Genomic DNA, 19107 nt, shown 5'->3' with positions numbered 1-19107 from the left:
GCCGATTGAATTCTTCAAATCATAAAGCCAAGCAGATGCCTGCATTATTAATTGTCGATTTAATCAACTCATTTACATTTAAACATGGAAGTGTTCTTGCGGAAAAATCGATCCATATGGTTCCGAAAATAAATTACATAAGAGACATTTTTAAAGACAAAAAACTTCCTACTATATATGTTAATGATCATTATAAAATCAAAAACCCGACTAAAGAAAAACTTATTAAGCATTGTCTAAACCCTCTAAGCTACGAAATAATAAAACATATACAACCAAACAAAAAAGATTATTTTATCTTTAAGCCTAACTACTCAGGTTTTTACTTAACAAATTTAGATGAATTACTTAAAAAATTAACCATTACCCATTTAGTTATAGTAGGTGTTGCAGGAAATCGTTGTGTACTTTTTACAGCAAATGATGCATTTATGCGGGATTATAACTTAATTATACCTCAAGATGCAATTTCCTCGGTTACAGATTATGATGAGAAGGTTGCAATTTATATGATGAAGGACATTTTAAATGCAACGGTTATTCAAACTGAAGAAATAGAAGAAATGATCGATCATTTAGTGAGCAACAATGATCAGTAATTGGAAAATTTTAAAAATGGTATTCCGTCTGACTACAGTATGTTAAAATAGTTTCTGTATGTTTTTTGAGTATGATACGGAAATTGACTAGTAAGGAGGACAAGAGATGATACGTGTACCTTTTATAACAGTAGAAGGACCAATTGGTGTCGGAAAAACATCTCTATCCAAAGCGATCTCTGAACACTTTCATTATGAACTATTAAAAGAAATTGTAGATGAAAATCCTTTTTTGGGTAAGTTTTATACGGACATTGAAGAGTGGAGTTTCCAAACAGAAATGTTTTTCCTTTGTAATCGATTTAAACAATTAGAAGATATAGACAGAATGTTTCTTAATAAATCGATTCCAGTGGTTGCAGACTACCACATCCTTAAGAATTTAATTTTTGCTAGCAGAACATTAAAAGATAAGCAGCATGATAAATATTTAAAAATATATCAAATATTAACTGAGGATATGCCAAAGCCAAATGTGATTATTTACTTAACGGCAAGCCTTGAGACGCTACAAAAGCGTATTCAACTTCGCGGGAGAGAATTCGAACAATTGATCGAGGACCAGTACCTACTTCAGTTAATTGAAGATTACGAAACACACATGAAAGAATTTCAAGCTAATTATCCTGAAATTCCAGTACTAACATTTGACGGTGATCAAATTGACTTCGTTAATAACCCGAGAGATTTAACGATGATACTTGAATCGTTAGAAAACACCTTACAAAAGGAGCTAAGAAGTATATGAATTTACGTGAAAAATACGGAATACGAAACGATGCAGTTATTACAATTGCTGGGACAGTAGGTGTAGGAAAATCTACTATGACCAATGCGCTTGCAGATGCACTAAACTTTCGTACATCATTTGAAAAAGTAGATACAAACCCATACCTAGATAAATTTTATCAAGATTTTGCTCGTTGGAGCTTTCATTTACAAATATACTTCTTAGCAGAGCGATTCAAAGAACAAAAAAGAATGTTTGAATACGGCGGCGGATTTATACAAGACCGTTCGATTTATGAGGATACTGGCATCTTTGCGAAAATGCATTACGAAAAAGGAACGATGAGTGAAGTAGACTACGAAACATATACTAGCCTTTTTGATGCTATGGTTATGTCACCTTATTTCCCAGCTCCTGATTTATTAATTTACTTAGAAGGAACATTTGAAGAAGTTGTTGAGCGAATTAAAGAGCGTGGACGTCCAATGGAGCAACAAACTCCTATTGAATATTGGAAAGAAATGAATACTCGTTACGAAAACTGGATTAATAACTTTAACGCTTGTCCTGTACTTCGTTTGAGTATTAGCGAGTATGATTTAATTAAAAATGAATCTTCTGTAGAAGAAATCGTTAAGAAGATTGGAAACGTACTAAATCATTCACAAAAATATATGAAATCAAGATAATAATCTAATGTGTTTTTAAAGTAAGACGATATCATAATTTGTATAAATATAAAGGCTGCAAACTGTATCATGTAAAGTTTGCAGCTTTTTCTTTGTTGTGTAACTGCATAAGACCAAAATAAATACACAAAAAACTCGTTACAATAATGTAACGAGCCTACAATATATATGCACTCTTTTAATTTTAAAAAAATGGAGGAGTAAGAGGGATTCGAACCCCCGCGGGCTGTTACACCCCTGTCGGTTTTCAAGACCGATCCCTTCAGCCAGACTTGGGTATTACTCCGTATTGACAAGATTTATAATACCATACGAAAAAAATAAGGTCAAGCATTCTTCTAAAAAAAATATAATTTTTTTCTAGAAATAAAAACAACCTTTTTACAACAAGTATTATCGTCATCTAACTATTAAAATATACATCTTTTTTATAAGCAGAAAAAATATAAAGAAATTCATTTGTATTTATAATGGTACTAGGATATTGGATCAATCTGGTCATTATTTGGAGTATCTAATCATGGCTTCTATTGGATTAATCATAGGGGCAACAGTACTATTAAAGATAACTGATAAACGTTTGTATATGCTTACCTGTTTGCTTCCTCTTGCCTATCTATTCATCACTATAAATTATGCAGGATACTGGATGACCAAAAATGTTTACTTAAACCATAATACTGCCGGTTATATTATGTTAGATGGTGTCTTATCTATCATTATGTTAGTTTTAGGTGAATTGATTATAATTAAGGCTATTAAGAAATGAATGGAATTGTGGAACACTCCTAATTATAAAATTAATGTTAAAACGATCGAAATAAAAAGCAGATGGACCTGAGAATTATTTCTCAAATACCATCTGCTTTTTTAATTATTTAATTACTTCTTTTCCACCCATATATGGACGAAGAACTTCAGGAATAATTACTGAGCCATCTGCTTGTTGGTAGTTTTCTAAAATTGCAGAAACCGTTCGTCCAATTGCTAGACCAGAGCCGTTTAATGTATGAACAAATTCTGGTTTTCCTTTCGGATCACGTCTAAAGCGTATATTCGCTCTTCTTGCTTGGAACGCCTCAAAGTTACTACAAGAAGAAATTTCTTTGTATGCATCATAGCTTGGTAACCAAACTTCAATGTCGTACGTTTTTGCAGAAGAAAATCCAATATCTCCAGCACATAATGTAATGACACGGTATGGTAATCCTAATAATTGAAGAACTTTTTCAGCTTGACCTGTTAATTTTTCTAACTCAATATAAGAATCTTCAGGTTTTACAAAGCGCACTAGTTCAACTTTATTAAATTGATGTTGGCGAATTAATCCTCGTGTGTCACGACCAGCAGAACCTGCCTCAGAACGGAAACATGCGCTATATGCAGTATATGCAATCGGTAATTGAGCAGCATCAAGAATTTCGTCACGGTGATAGTTTGTTACAGGTACTTCTGCAGTTGGTACTAAGAAAAAGTCTTCTTTCTCGATACGGAATGCGTCTTCTTCAAATTTTGGTAGTTGTCCTGTGCCGATCATGCTAGCACGATTTACAAGGTTTGGAGGTAATACTTCAGTGTATCCATGCTCCTCTGTGTGAAGATCTAACATAAAGCTGATTAAGGCACGTTCAAGTCTAGCTCCTAAGCCTTTATAGAAAGTAAAACGGCTACCAGTAACTTTTGCTCCACGTTCGAAGTCTAAAATGTCTAAATCTACTCCTAAGTCCCAATGTGCCTTAGGTTCAAAATCAAATGTACGAACTTCACCTATTCTACGAATTTCAACATTATCGTCTTCTGTTAATCCAACTGGTACTGAATCACTAACTAAGTTGGGAATTGTAAATAAAATAGCATCTAGTTGTTCTTCTAAAGTTCTAATCTCTTCATCTAAAGCTTTAATTTTATCTCCAACTTCTCTCATCTCAACAATTAGTGCTTCTGCATCTTTTTTCTCACGCTTTAATACACTAATTTCTTGGCTAACTTCATTCCGTCGGCTTTTTAAACCTTCAACCTGAACAAGTAGTTCTCTACGGTTTAAATCTAAGTCTTCAAATTTTTCGATATAGCTTATGTCGCCACCACGTAACTGAAGTTTTGTTTTAACATCTTCAAAATTACTACGTAATAATTTAATGTCTAACATTTTTAATTCCTCCTATTCTTTTATTGTCTAAAGGATAAAAATAAATACAAAAAAGCCCTCATCCCATAAAAGGGACGAGAGCTACCCGCGTTGCCACCCTAATTGAAGAATTAATATTAATCCTTCCACCTTAGTATAGTTAACGGACTATAGTACCGGAGTTACTTACTAGCTTTACAGCATTCCGTAACCCGCTCAAGAATGGATTCACAAGTCTTCATTATCGGTTTGCACCAACCACCGACTCTCTATAAATTTAGAACTTGCTACTATTTTCTTTCATCACTTTAAACAATTTAAATTATATAATAATTTACTATAAGCTTTTACTTTTTTCAATAGTTACATACTTAAATTTGCACTTTTTTCTTTAACCATCTCTACAAAGTAATTCATAAAACGGTAATCATTCGTTAATTCTGGATGAAAAGATGCTGCTAACATGTGATTTTGTCTAACTGCTACAATATTCCCCTCATGTTCTGCAATAACTTCTGCATCACCTGATACTGAACGAATAAATGGTGCTCTGATAAATACAGCTGGGTAGTCTTCACATACACCATTAATTGGGATGTTTACTTCAAAACTATCCACTTGTCTACCATAAGCATTACGTTCAGCTACCATATCCATAACTCCTAGATGCACCGTGTCATCATTTGCAATCTCTTTTGAAAGTAAGATCATGCCTGCACATGTACCGAATGCTGGTAAACCATTTTCGATTTTCTCTTTTAATGGTTCTAATAACCCAACGTGGTCAAGTAACTTACGCATTGCAGTGCTCTCTCCACCAGGTAATACAATACCATTAAGTCCATCTAAATGGTCTACACGTTTCACGATAACAGCTTCAGCACCACATGCTTTAATTGCATTTATATGTTCTTGAACTGCACCTTGTAATGCTAATACACCTATTTTCATAAATTCACCAACTTAAATGCTACGATCTTGCATACGATCTGCTGCAGCAAGTTGTCTCATGTCGATACCTTTCATAGCAGGACCTAAGTTTTTAGAAAGGTTAGCGATTAATTCATAATCTTGATAGTGAGTAGTAGCTTGTACAATCGCACGAGCAAATTTCTCAGGGTTTTCTGACTTGAAGATACCAGATCCTACGAATACACCGTCAGCTCCTAATTCCATCATTAAAGCTGCGTCTGCAGGTGTTGCTACGCCGCCAGCCGCAAAGTTAACAACTGGTAAACGACCAAGCTCTTTAATTTGAAGTAATAATTCAAATGGAGCGCCAAGGTTTTTAGCTTCAACCATTAATTCATCACGAGATAAACCAACTACTTTGCGGATTTCTCCGTTAATTTGGCGTAAGTGACGTACTGCTTCTACAATGTTCCCAGTACCTGGCTCACCTTTTGTACGTAGCATAGATGCGCCTTCACCAATACGACGAAGTGCTTCACCTAAGTTACGGCAACCACAAACGAATGGAACAGTGTAATCTGATTTATTAATATGGAAGATATCATCTGCTGGAGATAATACTTCACTCTCATCGATGTAATCTACTCCCATTGCTTCTAAAACACGCGCTTCAACGATATGTCCAATACGTGCTTTAGCCATTACAGGAATACTAACAGCGTTAAGAATTTCCTCAGTAATACTTGTATCAGCCATACGAGCTACTCCACCAGCTGCACGAATGTCAGATGGTACCTTTTCTAATGCCATTACTGCTACTGCACCAGCAGCTTCTGCAATTTTAGCTTGCTCAGCATTTACTACGTCCATAATAACGCCGCCTTTTTGCATTTCTGCCATGCCGCGTTTTACACGTTCTGTTCCTGTTAAATTCATTGTTATGCCCCTCCATTATTAAAGCTTACTTGGTAACATTTTAGTATTTCTCTTCCCCTAGTTAAAGTTACCTTACTTTTATTTTACTGAAAAAATGACAACTTAACAATTACTGATATATTTATATAGAAATTTATTTAAATAAACCACCAATTCCGCTTATGATACTATCCCATAAATTTCCAAAAAATGATCCAATTCCTCTAAATGATAAAACTAGCCAATTTGCTTTATCAACACTTTTATCAACTACTAAATCGTACGATTGATTATTAGTATTGATAAATCCTAAATCTTCATTCTTTGAAGATTTAACCACTATTTGTCCAACCTTAGTACCTTTTTTAATTGGAGCTTTAATATTGCCATCCTTATCGATTGACTTACCTGATAATTGGACTGTTGCTTTATAATTTTTAGCTTCACCGCGTTTTACAGCTAAAGTAACGTCGTCTTTTGCTACCACTTTTACTTCTTTATCTTTACCTTTAACTACTTTTACTGTTTTATTACCTTTTATTGTTTGTCCTTTTGAAACTAATGTAACCTTTTCGAAGTTACTGAACCCGTAATCCATTAATTTAGCTGTTTCACTAAATCTTGAGTTATAAGAGTTTGCCCCCATTACAACAGTAATATAACGTTGACCGTCTCTTTTAGCAGTTCCAGTAAAACAGAAGCCTGCAGAATCTGTTGAACCTGTTTTTAATCCATCCATACCTGGGTACTGAAATACTAATCCTGGTAACATCCAGTTCCAGTTATCCATTTTTACTGGATATTTTCCGCCCTCTTGGAATGTTTTCTTTGGAATTGAAGAAGTTTGAAGTACTTCAGGATATGTTTTGATTAGATTATAAGCTAATTTTGCAACACCGTTTGCTGACATAATATTTTCATCAGTAAGGGAAGTTCCCTCTGGTTGCATACCTTGTAAGTCTTTGTTTACTAAACCAGTAGCATTAACAAATTTAACGTCTCCTAAGCCTAATTGCTTTGCTTTAGCGATCATTAATTGGACGAAGTTTTTCTCAGATCCACCAATTTTTTCTGCTAGTGCTATTGTCGCACCGTTTGCTGAATAAATAGCAGCTGCTTCGTATAATTCTCTAACTGTATATTGACCACCTAATTCAAGTGGTACGTTAGATAATCCAGTGTTTTGGGAGATTTTATGAGCATAATCAGAAACTGTTACCTTCTCGTCCCAAGAAATTTTTCCATTTTTTATCGCTTCATTAACTAGATACTCTGTCATCATTTTAGACATACTTGCAATCGGTAATGGAGCTTTTGAATTTTTTTCATATAATATTTTCCCTGAATTTGCATCAACTAAAATTGCAGCTTTAGCTTGAATGCCTAAAACATCCTCTGCAGCAACAGGTCGTAAATTCATTGGGATAATTATAGTTATCGCTAATGCTATTACGATCAATTTCGTTAGTATTTTCTTTCCAATCACTGTTTTACCTCCAACCTTTAATCTCACTTGTACATTTTAACACATTTATTTCCCAAAAAATAGGCAACTACAATTTCTTGTAATTGCCCTAGGTAGATTGCTTAAATTATTATAGTGAGTAATTTGGTGCTTCTTTTGTAATATGAACATCGTGTGGATGACTTTCACGTAATCCAGCACCAGACATACGAATAAACTGTGCGTTATCTCTTAATTCTTTTAATGTAGCAGTACCACAGTAACCCATACCAGCTCTAATTCCACCAATTAGTTGGTGAACTGTATCAGCTAATGGGCCTTTATATGGAACACGTCCTTCGATACCTTCAGGAACTAGTTTTTTATTACCCTCTTGGAAATAACGATCTTTACTTCCTCTTTCCATTGCTCCAACAGAACCCATACCACGGTATACTTTAAATTGTCTACCTTGGAAGATTTCTGTTTCACCAGGGCTTTCTTGTACACCAGCAAACATACTACCTAACATAACTACATGTCCACCAGCTGCAAGAGCTTTAACGATATCTCCAGAGTATTTAATACCACCATCTGCAATAATAGGAACTCCGTACTCTCTAGCTACAGAAGCACAATCATAAACTGCAGTTAGTTGAGGAACACCTACTCCAGCAACAACACGAGTAGTACAGATAGAACCTGGTCCAATACCAACCTTTACGATATCTGCTCCAGCTTCAATAAGTTCTTTAGTTGCTTCACCTGTTGCAACATTACCAGCGATTATTGCCAAATCTGGGAATCTACTTCTAATTTCTTGTACTTTTTCAATAACGCCTTTAGAGTGACCATGTGCTGTATCAATTACAATTACATCGACATTAGCTTTCACTAAAAACTCTACTCTTTGAAGTGCATCTTTTGTTACTCCTACTGCTGCACCTACAAGTAATCGTCCTTGTTGATCTTTCGCTGAGTTTGGAAACTCAATTACTTTTTCAATATCCTTAATTGTAATTAGGCCCTTTAAAGTACCGTCTTCATTAACTAGGGGTAGCTTTTCAATTTTATGTTTTTGAAGAATTTTTTCTGCTTCTGCAAGTGTAGTTCCAACAGGAGCAGTTACTAGATTTTCTTTTGTCATAACATCTGAAATAACAATTGAATAATCTTGAATAAAACGTAAATCACGATTTGTTAAAATACCTACTAATTTTCTATTCTCTGTATCGTTTACGATCGGTACACCTGAAATACGATATTTACCCATTAAATATTCAGCGTCTGCTACTTTATGAGTCGGTGTTAAGAAGAATGGATCATCAATTACACCACTTTCAGAACGCTTTACTTTGTCTACCTGTTCAGCTTGCTCTTCAATTGACATATTTTTGTGGATGATACCTAATCCACCTTGTCTAGCCATTGCAATAGCCATATCTGCTTCTGTAACTGTATCCATTCCTGCGCTGATTAATGGAATATTTAATTGAATTTTCTCAGTTAATCTCACACTTACATCAACTTGATTTGGAAGTACTTCAGATTTCGCTGGAACTAGTAAAACATCATCAAAAGTAAGTCCTTCTTTTACGAATTTTGATTCCCACATAAAAAAGCCCCCCTATACACGTATAAATATTATTAGTAGATTAACAATAGGATAAAACACTGTCAAGGAAGTCAAATTATGTTTAAATATTCAGTTAATAAGGAGTTCCTCTCTTATGTTATACTCGTATAGTAATGTTTGGGATGAGCTATGTTATTTTAGCTCTGCACAATATTCAAAAAACTATCTTCAAACAAAATATGAACGAACAAATTCCAAGGAACAAAAAACGAAGGCTTTCCGTAATGCTTATCCGTTTTTATATTATATTGAGCATGGGAAAAGTTATTTTCATGCAGCTCAAAATTCTCAAATTAATGTAAAACCTACATTACTGTTTTATGGGCTTGTACAATTATTAAAAGCTTGTATCCTCACCGTAGATCCTGATTACCCAAGTACCACTTCCATCCTGGCTCACGGTGTTACCTCAAGAAAAATAAAAAAAGTAGGATACTCTTTTGTTGATGACGAAGTTAAAATCCAGAAAAATGGATTATTTACTCATGCTTCTAAAGTATTATTTAATTTAAATAATTTAGAAAGTGAAAAGTTTACAATGCTTCAGCTTTTACAATCGATACCTGAATTAAATAAGGTTCTTAAAATTACCAAAAAAGGCAATTTATTTCTCCCAGTTACTGTTGATCATGATGTAATCACTCTACCTGAACAAATTTTGTCATCCTATCATTTTACTTCAGAACGTTTTATTTCATTTCTTCAATCAAAGCAAGCTTCCATAGATATTGTAATTGTTGAACAGAATCAAAAGCAAATTAAAGTTAAATCAAATTTTCCTGATAAAATTTTAAATAAAGCACCATTTTATTTTAATATATTAAATCAAAGTTATCTTTTAAAATCACAAAAGGAAGCGCTTTTATTATTACCTGAAATTCTATATCACTATCTACTTTTGTATAACTTGAGTATGATTTGTCGCTATGAAACTGACTGGTGGTGTGAACTTTTACAGACCTATTCTACTGACGATTATCCTTTAATAAATCAATTTTTAACAACAACAGAACAAAAAATCCCTTATTTAATTCATCGTTTTTTAACTACATAATAACGCAAAAAAACATCAGCCTATTAGCTGATGTTTTTCATTTACCAGGCGACGTTCTACTCTCACAGGGGGAAACCCCCAACTACCATCGACGCTGAAGAGCTTAACTGCCGTGTTCGGTATGGGAACGGGTGTGACCTCTTCGCACTAATCACCTGATTTATAGAGTTGTACTTCGTACCCTCAAAACTAGATAATGTCATCATCAAACTTGTTAGTTAAGTCCTCGACCGATTAGTATCAGTCAGCTCCACGTGTCACCACGCTTCCACCTCTGACCTATCAACCTGATCGTCTCTCAGGGGTCTTACTAGCTTAACGCTATGGGAAATCTCATCTTGAGGGGGGCTTCATGCTTAGATGCTTTCAGCACTTATCCCTTCCACACATAGCTACCCAGCCATGCTCTTGGCAGAACAACTGGTACACCAGCGGTGTGTCCATCCCGGTCCTCTCGTACTAAGGACAGCTCCTCTCAAATTTCCTGCGCCCACGACGGATAGGGACCGAACTGTCTCACGACGTTCTGAACCCAGCTCGCGTACCGCTTTAATGGGCGAACAGCCCAACCCTTGGGACCGACTACAGCCCCAGGATGCGATGAGCCGACATCGAGGTGCCAAACCTCCCCGTCGATGTGGACTCTTGGGGGAGATAAGCCTGTTATCCCCGGGGTAGCTTTTATCCGTTGAGCGATGGCCCTTCCATGCGGAACCACCGGATCACTAAGCCCGACTTTCGTCCCTGCTCGACTTGTAGGTCTCGCAGTCAAGCTCCCTTATGCCTTTACACTCTTCGAATGATTTCCAACCATTCTGAGGGAACCTTTGGGCGCCTCCGTTACTCTTTAGGAGGCGACCGCCCCAGTCAAACTGCCCACCTGACACTGTCTCCGAGCCGGATCACGGCTCTAGGTTAGAATTTCAATACAGCCAGGGTAGTATCCCACCGACGCCTCCACCGAAGCTAGCGCTCCGGCTTCTCAGGCTCCTACCTATCCTGTACAAGCTGTACCAAAATTCAATATCAAGCTGCAGTAAAGCTCCACGGGGTCTTTCCGTCCTGTCGCGGGTAACCTGCATCTTCACAGGTACTATAATTTCACCGAGTCTATGGTTGAGACAGTGCCCAAATCGTTACGCCTTTCGTGCGGGTCGGAACTTACCCGACAAGGAATTTCGCTACCTTAGGACCGTTATAGTTACGGCCGCCGTTTACTGGGGCTTCAATTCAGAGCTTCTCCCGTAAGGGATAACCCCTCCTCTTAACCTTCCAGCACCGGGCAGGCGTCAGCCCCTATACTTCGCCTTGCGGCTTCGCAGAGACCTGTGTTTTTGCTAAACAGTCGCTTGGGCCTTTTCACTGCGGCTCTCCCGGGCATACACCCAAAAGAGCACCCCTTCTCCCGAAGTTACGGGGTCATTTTGCCGAGTTCCTTAACCATAGTTCTCTCGCTCACCTTAGGATTCTCTCCTCGCCTACCTGTGTCGGTTTGCGGTACAGGCACCTATTTCCTCGCTAGAAGCTTTTCTTGGCAGCGTAGAATCAGGAACTTCGGTACTATATTTCCCTCGCCATCACAACTCAGCCTTATGATGTGCGGATTTGCCTACACATCAGCCTAATTGCTTGGACGCGCATATCCAGCAGCGCGCTTACCCTATCTTTCTGCGTCCCTCCATCGCTCAAACGGAAATGAGGTGGTACAGGAATATCAACCTGTTGTCCATCGCCTACGCCTTTCGGCCTCGGCTTAGGTCCTGACTAACCCTGGGAGGACGAGCCTTCCCCAGGAAACCTTAGGCATACGGTGGACGGGATTCTCACCCGTCTTTCGCTACTCATACCGGCATTCTCACTTCTAAGCGCTCCACCAGTCCTTACGATCTAGCTTCAACGCCCTTAGAACGCTCCCCTACCACTGATACCATACGGTATCAATCCGCAGCTTCGGTGATACGTTTAGCCCCGTTACATTTTCGGCGCAGAGTCACTCGACCAGTGAGCTATTACGCACTCTTTAAATGGTGGCTGCTTCTAAGCCAACATCCTGGTTGTCTAAGCAACTCCACATCCTTTTCCACTTAACGTATACTTTGGGACCTTAGCTGGCGGTCTGGGCTGTTTCCCTCTTGACCACGGATCTTATCACTCGTAGTCTGACTCCTATGGATAAGTCATTGGCATTCGGAGTTTGACTGAATTCGGTAACCCGTTGGGGGCCCCTAGTCCAATCAGTGCTCTACCTCCAAGACTCTAACACATAAGGCTAGCCCTAAAGCTATTTCGGGGAGAACCAGCTATCTCCGAGTTCGATTGGAATTTCTCCGCTACCCACACCTCATCCCCGCACTTTTCAACGTGCGTGGGTTCGGACCTCCATTCAGTGTTACCTGAACTTCATCCTGGACATGGGTAGATCACTCGGTTTCGGGTCTACGACCACGTACTATATCGCCCTATTCAGACTCGCTTTCGCTGCGGCTCCGTCTCTTCAACTTAACCTTGCACGGGATCGTAACTCGCCGGTTCATTCTACAAAAGGCACGCCATCACTCGTTAACGAGCTCTGACTATTTGTAAGCACACGGTTTCAGGTTCTCTTTCACTCCCCTTCCGGGGTGCTTTTCACCTTTCCCTCACGGTACTGGTTCACTATCGGTCACTAGGTAGTATTTAGCCTTGGGAGATGGTCCTCCCAGATTCCGACGGAATTTCACGTGTTCCGCCGTACTCAGGATCCACTCAAGAGGGAACGAGGTTTCAACTACAGGGTTTTTACCTTCTTTGACGGACCTTTCCAGGTCGCTTCATTTACCCCGTTCCTTTGTAACTCCGTATAGAGTGTCCTACAACCCCAAGAGGCAAGCCTCTTGGTTTGGGCTATCTTCCGTTTCGCTCGCCGCTACTCAGGAAATCGCTATTGCTTTCTATTCCTCCAGGTACTTAGATGTTTCAGTTCCCTGGGTCTGTCCTCAGTACCCTATGTATTCAGGTAAAGATACTACTCCATTACGAGTAGTGGGTTTCCCCATTCGGAAATCTCCGGATCAAAGCTTACTTACAGCTCCCCGAAGCATATCGGTGTTAGTCCCGTCCTTCATCGACTCCTAGTGCCAAGGCATCCACCGTGCGCCCTTTCTAACTTAACTAATTTTAAAACTAATTGAATTAAACTTACGCAGTTTAATGAATGACATTATCTAGTTTTCAAGGTACAAAATTGAGAGTGAACTCTCAAAACTAAACAAAACAATGAAGAAACATTTCATACATGAACCATCGGTTCATGATGTCTCCATAGAAAGGAGGTGATCCAGCCGCACCTTCCGATACGGCTACCTTGTTACGACTTCACCCCAATCATCTGTCCCACCTTAGGCGGCTGGCCCCTAAAAGGTTACCCCACCGACTTCGGGTGTTACAAACTCTCGTGGTGTGACGGGCGGTGTGTACAAGGCCCGGGAACGTATTCACCGCGGCATGCTGATCCGCGATTACTAGTGATTCCGGCTTCATGTAGGCGAGTTGCAGCCTACAATCCGAACTGAGAATAGTTTTATGGGATTAGCTCCACCTCGCGGTCTTGCAACCCTTTGTACTATCCATTGTAGCACGTGTGTAGCCCAGGTCATAAGGGGCATGATGATTTGACGTCATCCCCACCTTCCTCCGGTTTGTCACCGGCAGTCACCTTAGAGTGCCCAACTAAATGCTGGCAACTAAGATCAAGGGTTGCGCTCGTTGCGGGACTTAACCCAACATCTCACGACACGAGCTGACGACAACCATGCACCACCTGTCACTCTGTCCCCGAAGGGAAAGCCCTATCTCTAGGGTTGTCAGAGGATGTCAAGACCTGGTAAGGTTCTTCGCGTTGCTTCGAATTAAACCACATGCTCCACCACTTGTGCGGGCCCCCGTCAATTCCTTTGAGTTTCAGTCTTGCGACCGTACTCCCCAGGCGGAGTGCTTAATGCGTTAACTTCAGCACTAAAGGGCGGAAACCCTCTAACACTTAGCACTCATCGTTTACAGCGTGGACTACCAGGGTATCTAATCCTGTTTGCTCCCCACGCTTTCGCGCCTCAGCGTCAGTTACAGACCAGAAAGTCGCCTTCGCCACTGGTGTTCCTCCAAATCTCTACGCATTTCACCGCTACACTTGGAATTCCACTTTCCTCTTCTGCACTCAAGTTTCCCAGTTTCCAATGACCCTCCCCGGTTGAGCCGGGGGCTTTCACATCAGACTTAAGAAACCGCCTGCGCGCGCTTTACGCCCAATAATTCCGGACAACGCTTGCCACCTACGTATTACCGCGGCTGCTGGCACGTAGTTAGCCGTGGCTTTCTGGTTAGGTACCGTCAAGGTGCCAGCTTATTCAACTAGCACTTATTCTTCCCTAACAACAGAGCTTTACGACCCGAAGGCCTTCATCGCTCACGCGGCGTTGCTCCGTCAGACTTTCGTCCATTGCGGAAGATTCCCTACTGCTGCCTCCCGTAGGAGTCTGGGCCGTGTCTCAGTCCCAGTGTGGCCGATCACCCTCTCAGGTCGGCTACGCATCGTCGCCTTGGTGAGCCGTTACCTCACCAACTAGCTAATGCGCCGCGGGCCCATCTGTAAGTGATAGCCGAAGCCATCTTTCAATAAAGGAACAGGAGTTCCTTTATGTCATCCGGTATTAGCTCCGGTTTCCCGAAGTTATCCCAGTCTTACAGGTAGGTTGCCCACGTGTTACTCACCCGTCCGCCGCTAACTAACGGGAGCAAGCTCCCATTAGTCCGCTCGACTTGCATGTATTAGGCACGCCGCCAGCGTTCGTCCTGAGCCAGGATCAAACTCTCCATAAAAGTTAAGTTTAAATCTTGTATTGCTCAAAAAACTAATAATTGACGTTTACTTCATGTTTTGTTTAGTTTTCAAAGTTCACTTTATCGCTTTATATCTTAGCGACTTATATAATAATAACATGTTTAAGTATGTTTGGTCAACAACTTTTTTATATTATTTTCTTGCCTCATTTATTGGTTTAATGTGACAACGTTTAATAATATACCATTATTCTTTTATGATTGCAATAACTTTTCAATAAAAAAATAGTGTTTCTCATTATAGCAAAAAAGTAGTTAACTTTTTTAAACACTATTTACCATAATGAAAAACAATTACTCCTAAGTTACAGGTAATTCTACTACAAATAGTGATCCTTTATCGATCTCACTTTTTACATATACTATTCCGTTATGCATATCAACTATTTTCTTTACGATTGATAAACCTAGACCATTTCCACCAGTTGTTCTGTCTCTTGATTTATCTGCTTTATAAAATCTTTCAAATATATGCACTTGATCTTCTTCAGAAATACCAATACCAGTATCTTTAATTTGTATAACTACCTTGTCATTATCTTGTACAGCAGATATAAATAGATCACCATTGCTAGGAGTAAATTTTATACTGTTTGTAATTAAATTCATCCAAACCTGATTTAAAAGAGCCTCGTCTCCTATAAAGTCAATTTTACCAAGGTCAACATGCATATTGATATTTTTTTCTAATATCTGAGGTTCGCAACTTAACAATGAATACATAAGTTGGCTATTTAATGAAAAACTGTTCTTTTCAATTGGCTGGTTTTGTGATTCTAGTGAAGTTAGCTTTAGTAAATTATCACTAAGCTTCGATAATCTTGTACTTTCATACTCGATTATATTTAAATATTGCTTTCGTTCTTCTAAAGGTAAGCTTTCATTTTGTAGTACCTTAGCAAAACCTTTAATTGATGTTAAAGGCGACTGAATTTCATGTGAAACGTTAGATATAAACTCTTGTCGCATGTTTTCCATTTGATCTAAATTTTTAGCCATATTGTTAAAACTATCTATTATCTGTCCTATCTCACCACCAAATGCATTTCTGAATTTTTCAAGATCCACCGACACATTAAACTCTCCTCTTGAAATACTTCTGATTGCCTGCATTATTTCTTTTACCATTTTCATTTGCTTTGGATGATGAAACATTCTACCAAATATAGCTCCTCCGAGCATTAATAATAGAAAGGTTAAAAAAGTATTTATGATTTGTTTCGTTAAATCTGATAAATTAGTGAGATGATGTTCATAAAAGTAATTTGTAGAATAGTGAACAATTACGCTTCCTATCGTTATTGCAGTCGTTAATAGTAATATAGCTCCTATAACATCCCTAATTTTTTTTAATACGTTCATTTTAATAACTCCATTCGATACCCTAATCCCCATACAGTCGAAATTTTAAAACCAAATTCTTTCTCGGGAAATCTTTCCCTCAATCGCTTTATATGAACATCTACAGTTCTTTCATCACCTGCATAATCAAATCCCCAAATGTTTTCAATTAGTTGTTCTCTAGAATAAGTCCTACCTAAAGAGCTTGCTAAAGTAAATAAAAGCTCTAACTCTTTCAATGGCATATTGATTACTTCATTTTCATTTAGAACTTTGTAATTACCATGGTCTATTACTAAACTTCCTATTTGAACAATTTTAGATGAAGATATTTTTGATCTTCTTAACAAAGCTTTTACCCGAACAACCAACTCGGCTGGTTCGAACGGTTTTACGATATAATCGTCAGTCCCTAATTTAAACCCTCTAACTTTCTGTTCGGTTTCACCTTTTGCAGTTAACATAATGATAGGAAGGTCGTAATTGTTCCGTATTTCTCGACAAAGCTCAAACCCATCCATTTTAGGCATCATTAAGTCTATAATCAACATATCTATTTTGTTATTTTCAAATACACTAATTGCCTCTATACCATTTGTAGCCTCAAAAACAGTAAAGCCCTCATCCCGAAGTAAAACATTTAATAATTTTCGAATATGTGGATCATCGTCTACGATTAAAATACTAGCCATCTAAACACCTTCTCTCAATTTAATTACACTGCACTATTTACCCTTAATTGCTGATCTGCAAATTCTCTATACATTAAATGGTCTCTATATAATTCTTCATGTGATCCGATACCAGTTATTTTTCCTTTATCTAAAAATACAATTTGATCCGCATCTATAACTGTGGAAAGACGATGAGCAATAATTAAAGTAGTTATCCCTTTCATTAAATTGGAAAGTGCGTTTTGAACAACTAATTCTGACCTACTATCGAGATTAGAAGTTGCCTCATCCAACATTAATAATTTAGGGTTTCTTAGTAAAGCTCTCGCAATACCTATTCGTTGTCTTTGTCCACCAGATAGTTTTATACCTCTTTCTCCAACTTCTGTATTAAAACCTTCAGGTAGGTCATTAACAAATTGATCTACATATGCCATACCTGATACATAAGCCAATTCTTCGTCAGATATCTCTCTTTTAATCCCATAGCAAATGTTATCTCTAATTGTACCGACAATTAGAGGACTTTCTTGTGCAACATAACCTATTTGTTTTCTCCAACTCTCTAAATTGAAACTACTAATTGGATTATCTCCAATTTTTATTTCCCCATTTTTTGGAGAATAGAAACGTTCAATGAGTGAAAATAAGGTTGTCTTTCCGCTTCCACTTGGCCCTACAATAGCTGTTACCTTACCCGGTGGAATCACAAAATTAAGATTTGTTAACATCTCTTCTTCCTTATATGCAAAATGCAACTTATTAATCTTAATCGGTAAATTCATATCAACTTCATCTTTTCCAGTTTGATAATCTTCTTCTTCTAGTTCTAATATACTGATCATTCTTTCAGTAGCACCTTTTGTTTTTTGAAGCTCAGTAAAAAAATGTGTAATTTGTGTTACTGGAAAAATAATTTGGAATAAATAAAGTATATAAGCTACTAAAGCCCCTGCAGTAATTGCACCTGATGAGACTCTGACCCCACCATATCCAATAATAACTACTAAAATAAGCATCAATACAAAGGAAACAATTGGCCCAATGAAAGAGTGTAATTTTCCTTCTTTAATACCGAAAGTTAATAAATTATTAATTCCCTTGTTTCCATTTGTAATTTCAGTAGTTTCTGCATTCGAAACTTTCACTAATCTAATCTCCGAAAAAACTTGGCTTATTAATGATGTGAATTTTGCTGTCTCATCTTGAGTTGCTTTTGATAATTTTGACATTTGTTTTCCAATAGGGATAAATATTAAAGCGATGACAGGTATAATACTAAAAGTAACTAATGTCATTCTCCAATCTAATACTAGTAGTAATATAAAAGATCCAATAATTGAAATGATTCCTGTTAAAAAATTTGTTATATGTTCTGTTATTAGCCCTTTTAAAATTGCTGTATCATTCGTAACTCGACTAACATTATCTCCCGTCTGAGTCTCATCGAAATAAGATATTGGAAGTACAATCATTTTCTTCCACAATCGTTGTCTTACATTGGCAACAACTGTATTCCCTACTCGACTAAGAAGATAGATAGAAGTTGATGATGAAATAGCCTGTATTATTAGTACCGTAACAAAAACAGCTATTTGTCCTGCACTTAAAGATGCTAATGAAAAACCATCTACAAATTTCTTTGTAAGCAATGGTAATAGTAACCCGACTAAAGTAGTGGCTACACTTAATAGTAAACCTATTGCAAACAACCATTTAGGGGGGGTTGCACTCTTTATTAAAGAGATAAAATTTTTCCAGTCACTTTTTTTATTTGTATTAGTTTCTTCTTCCATATCTTTACTCCTTACACTTACTATTTTTGTATCTACATTACCTTTAAAATTTACAACTAAAATATGAATAAAGAATGAACTAAATTATTTTATTCCTCTTTAATTAAAATCTTAAAAATTATTTTTTATAACGCAAAAAAACATCAGCCTATTAGCTGATGTTTTTCATTTACCAGGCGACGTTCTACTCTCACAGGGGGAAACCCCCAACTACCATCGACGCTGAAGAGCTTAACTGCCGTGTTCGGTATGGGAACGGGTGTGACCTCTTCGCACTAATCACCTGATTTATAGAGTTGTACTTCGTACCCTCA

General features: G+C 37.9%; 12 protein-coding genes, 1 tRNA gene, 4 rRNA genes, 1 pseudogene and 1 other annotated feature. Of the genes and pseudogenes, 5 read left to right on the top strand and 13 right to left on the bottom strand.

All coding sequences use genetic code 11. The features are described from left to right. The first annotated feature begins 5 nt into the window (after positions 1-5). The 3 genes from MY490_RS00130 to MY490_RS00120 all read left to right on the top strand — a co-directional run bounded on the left by MY490_RS00130 (position 6) and on the right by MY490_RS00120 (position 2018). A complete protein-coding gene (locus MY490_RS00130) occupies positions 6-599 on the top strand; it encodes a cysteine hydrolase family protein (protein WP_248267547.1) in 594 nt (197 codons plus the stop codon). A 106-nt stretch (positions 600-705) separates the two neighbouring features. After that, positions 706-1347 (top strand): deoxynucleoside kinase, encoded by a 642-nt coding sequence (locus MY490_RS00125; protein ID WP_248267546.1) that lies wholly within the window; start codon positions 706-708, stop codon positions 1345-1347. Beyond that, the gene (locus MY490_RS00120; protein ID WP_248267545.1) at positions 1344-2018 is read left to right on the top strand and encodes a deoxynucleoside kinase; all 675 of its coding nucleotides are present in this window, start codon (positions 1344-1346) and stop codon (positions 2016-2018) included. The genes MY490_RS00125 and MY490_RS00120 overlap by 4 nt, the downstream gene beginning before the upstream one ends. Before the next feature lie 193 nt (positions 2019-2211). Here the strand turns inward: MY490_RS00120 and MY490_RS00115 are convergent. After that, positions 2212-2304, bottom strand: a tRNA-Ser gene (locus MY490_RS00115). A 194-nt stretch (positions 2305-2498) separates the two neighbouring features. On the opposite strand from MY490_RS00115, the pseudogene MY490_RS00110 reads away from it, so the two are divergent. Beyond that, positions 2499-2787, top strand: a pseudogene (locus MY490_RS00110) (carbon starvation protein A); the annotation flags it as partial. Positions 2788-2892: 105 nt separating this feature from the next. Here the strand turns inward: MY490_RS00110 and serS are convergent. The 5 genes from serS to guaB all read right to left on the bottom strand — a co-directional run bounded on the left by serS (position 2893) and on the right by guaB (position 9032). Next, positions 2893-4167 (bottom strand): serine--tRNA ligase, encoded by a 1275-nt coding sequence (serS, locus tag MY490_RS00105; RefSeq protein WP_248267544.1) that lies wholly within the window; start codon positions 4165-4167, stop codon positions 2893-2895. Positions 4168-4234: 67 nt separating this feature from the next. Continuing rightward, positions 4235-4459, bottom strand: a binding site (T-box leader). Between the two features lie 50 nt (positions 4460-4509). Then, positions 4510-5097 (bottom strand): pyridoxal 5'-phosphate synthase glutaminase subunit PdxT, encoded by a 588-nt coding sequence (gene pdxT / locus MY490_RS00100; protein WP_248267543.1) that lies wholly within the window; start codon positions 5095-5097, stop codon positions 4510-4512. Between the two features lie 12 nt (positions 5098-5109). Then, positions 5110-5994: a pyridoxal 5'-phosphate synthase lyase subunit PdxS gene (gene pdxS / locus MY490_RS00095; protein ID WP_056471238.1), complete on the bottom strand. Its 885-nt coding sequence runs from the start codon at positions 5992-5994 to the stop codon at positions 5110-5112. Between the two features lie 133 nt (positions 5995-6127). Next, the gene (locus MY490_RS00090; RefSeq protein ID WP_432707055.1) at positions 6128-7456 is read right to left on the bottom strand and encodes a serine hydrolase; all 1329 of its coding nucleotides are present in this window, start codon (positions 7454-7456) and stop codon (positions 6128-6130) included. Between the two features lie 112 nt (positions 7457-7568). Then, positions 7569-9032 carry an IMP dehydrogenase gene (gene guaB / locus MY490_RS00085; protein ID WP_248267541.1) on the bottom strand — a complete coding sequence of 488 codons (1464 nt, stop codon included), beginning with the start codon at positions 9030-9032 and terminating at the stop codon, positions 7569-7571. Positions 9033-9147: 115 nt separating this feature from the next. Between guaB and MY490_RS00080 the strand changes: the two genes are divergently transcribed. Next, entirely contained in the window at positions 9148-10107 is a 960-nt protein-coding gene (locus tag MY490_RS00080; protein WP_248267540.1) for a YaaC family protein, read from the top strand. Between the two features lie 43 nt (positions 10108-10150). Here MY490_RS00080 and rrf (MY490_RS00075) read toward each other — a convergent pair. The 7 genes from rrf (MY490_RS00075) to rrf (MY490_RS00045) form a co-directional block, all read right to left on the bottom strand. Then, a 5S ribosomal RNA gene (rrf, locus tag MY490_RS00075) occupies positions 10151-10266 on the bottom strand. Positions 10267-10321: 55 nt separating this feature from the next. Next, positions 10322-13259 (bottom strand): 23S ribosomal RNA (locus MY490_RS00070). Positions 13260-13411: 152 nt separating this feature from the next. Beyond that, positions 13412-14961, bottom strand: a 16S ribosomal RNA gene (locus MY490_RS00065). Together the 16S, 23S and 5S rRNA genes form the textbook arrangement of a ribosomal RNA operon. Before the next feature lie 321 nt (positions 14962-15282). Further along, on the bottom strand, positions 15283-16344 hold the full coding sequence (locus MY490_RS00060; protein ID WP_248267539.1) for a HAMP domain-containing sensor histidine kinase: 1062 nt from the start codon (positions 16342-16344) through the stop codon (positions 15283-15285). Next, positions 16341-17015, bottom strand: coding sequence for a response regulator transcription factor (locus MY490_RS00055; protein ID WP_248267538.1), 675 nt, complete (start codon positions 17013-17015; stop codon positions 16341-16343). The genes MY490_RS00060 and MY490_RS00055 overlap by 4 nt, the downstream gene beginning before the upstream one ends. 23 nt (positions 17016-17038) lie before the next feature. Then, a complete protein-coding gene (locus tag MY490_RS00050; RefSeq protein ID WP_248267537.1) occupies positions 17039-18793 on the bottom strand; it encodes an ABC transporter ATP-binding protein in 1755 nt (584 codons plus the stop codon). Positions 18794-18964: 171 nt separating this feature from the next. After that, positions 18965-19080 (bottom strand): 5S ribosomal RNA (rrf, locus tag MY490_RS00045). Positions 19081-19107: the final 27 nt, after the last annotated feature.

This window comes from Gottfriedia acidiceleris, from assembly GCF_023115465.1.
Taxonomy (GTDB): domain Bacteria; phylum Bacillota; class Bacilli; order Bacillales; family Bacillaceae_G; genus Gottfriedia; species Gottfriedia acidiceleris_B.
Note: the sequence above shows the minus strand (reverse complement) of the source record. Positions and strands in the feature narration are given on the sequence as shown.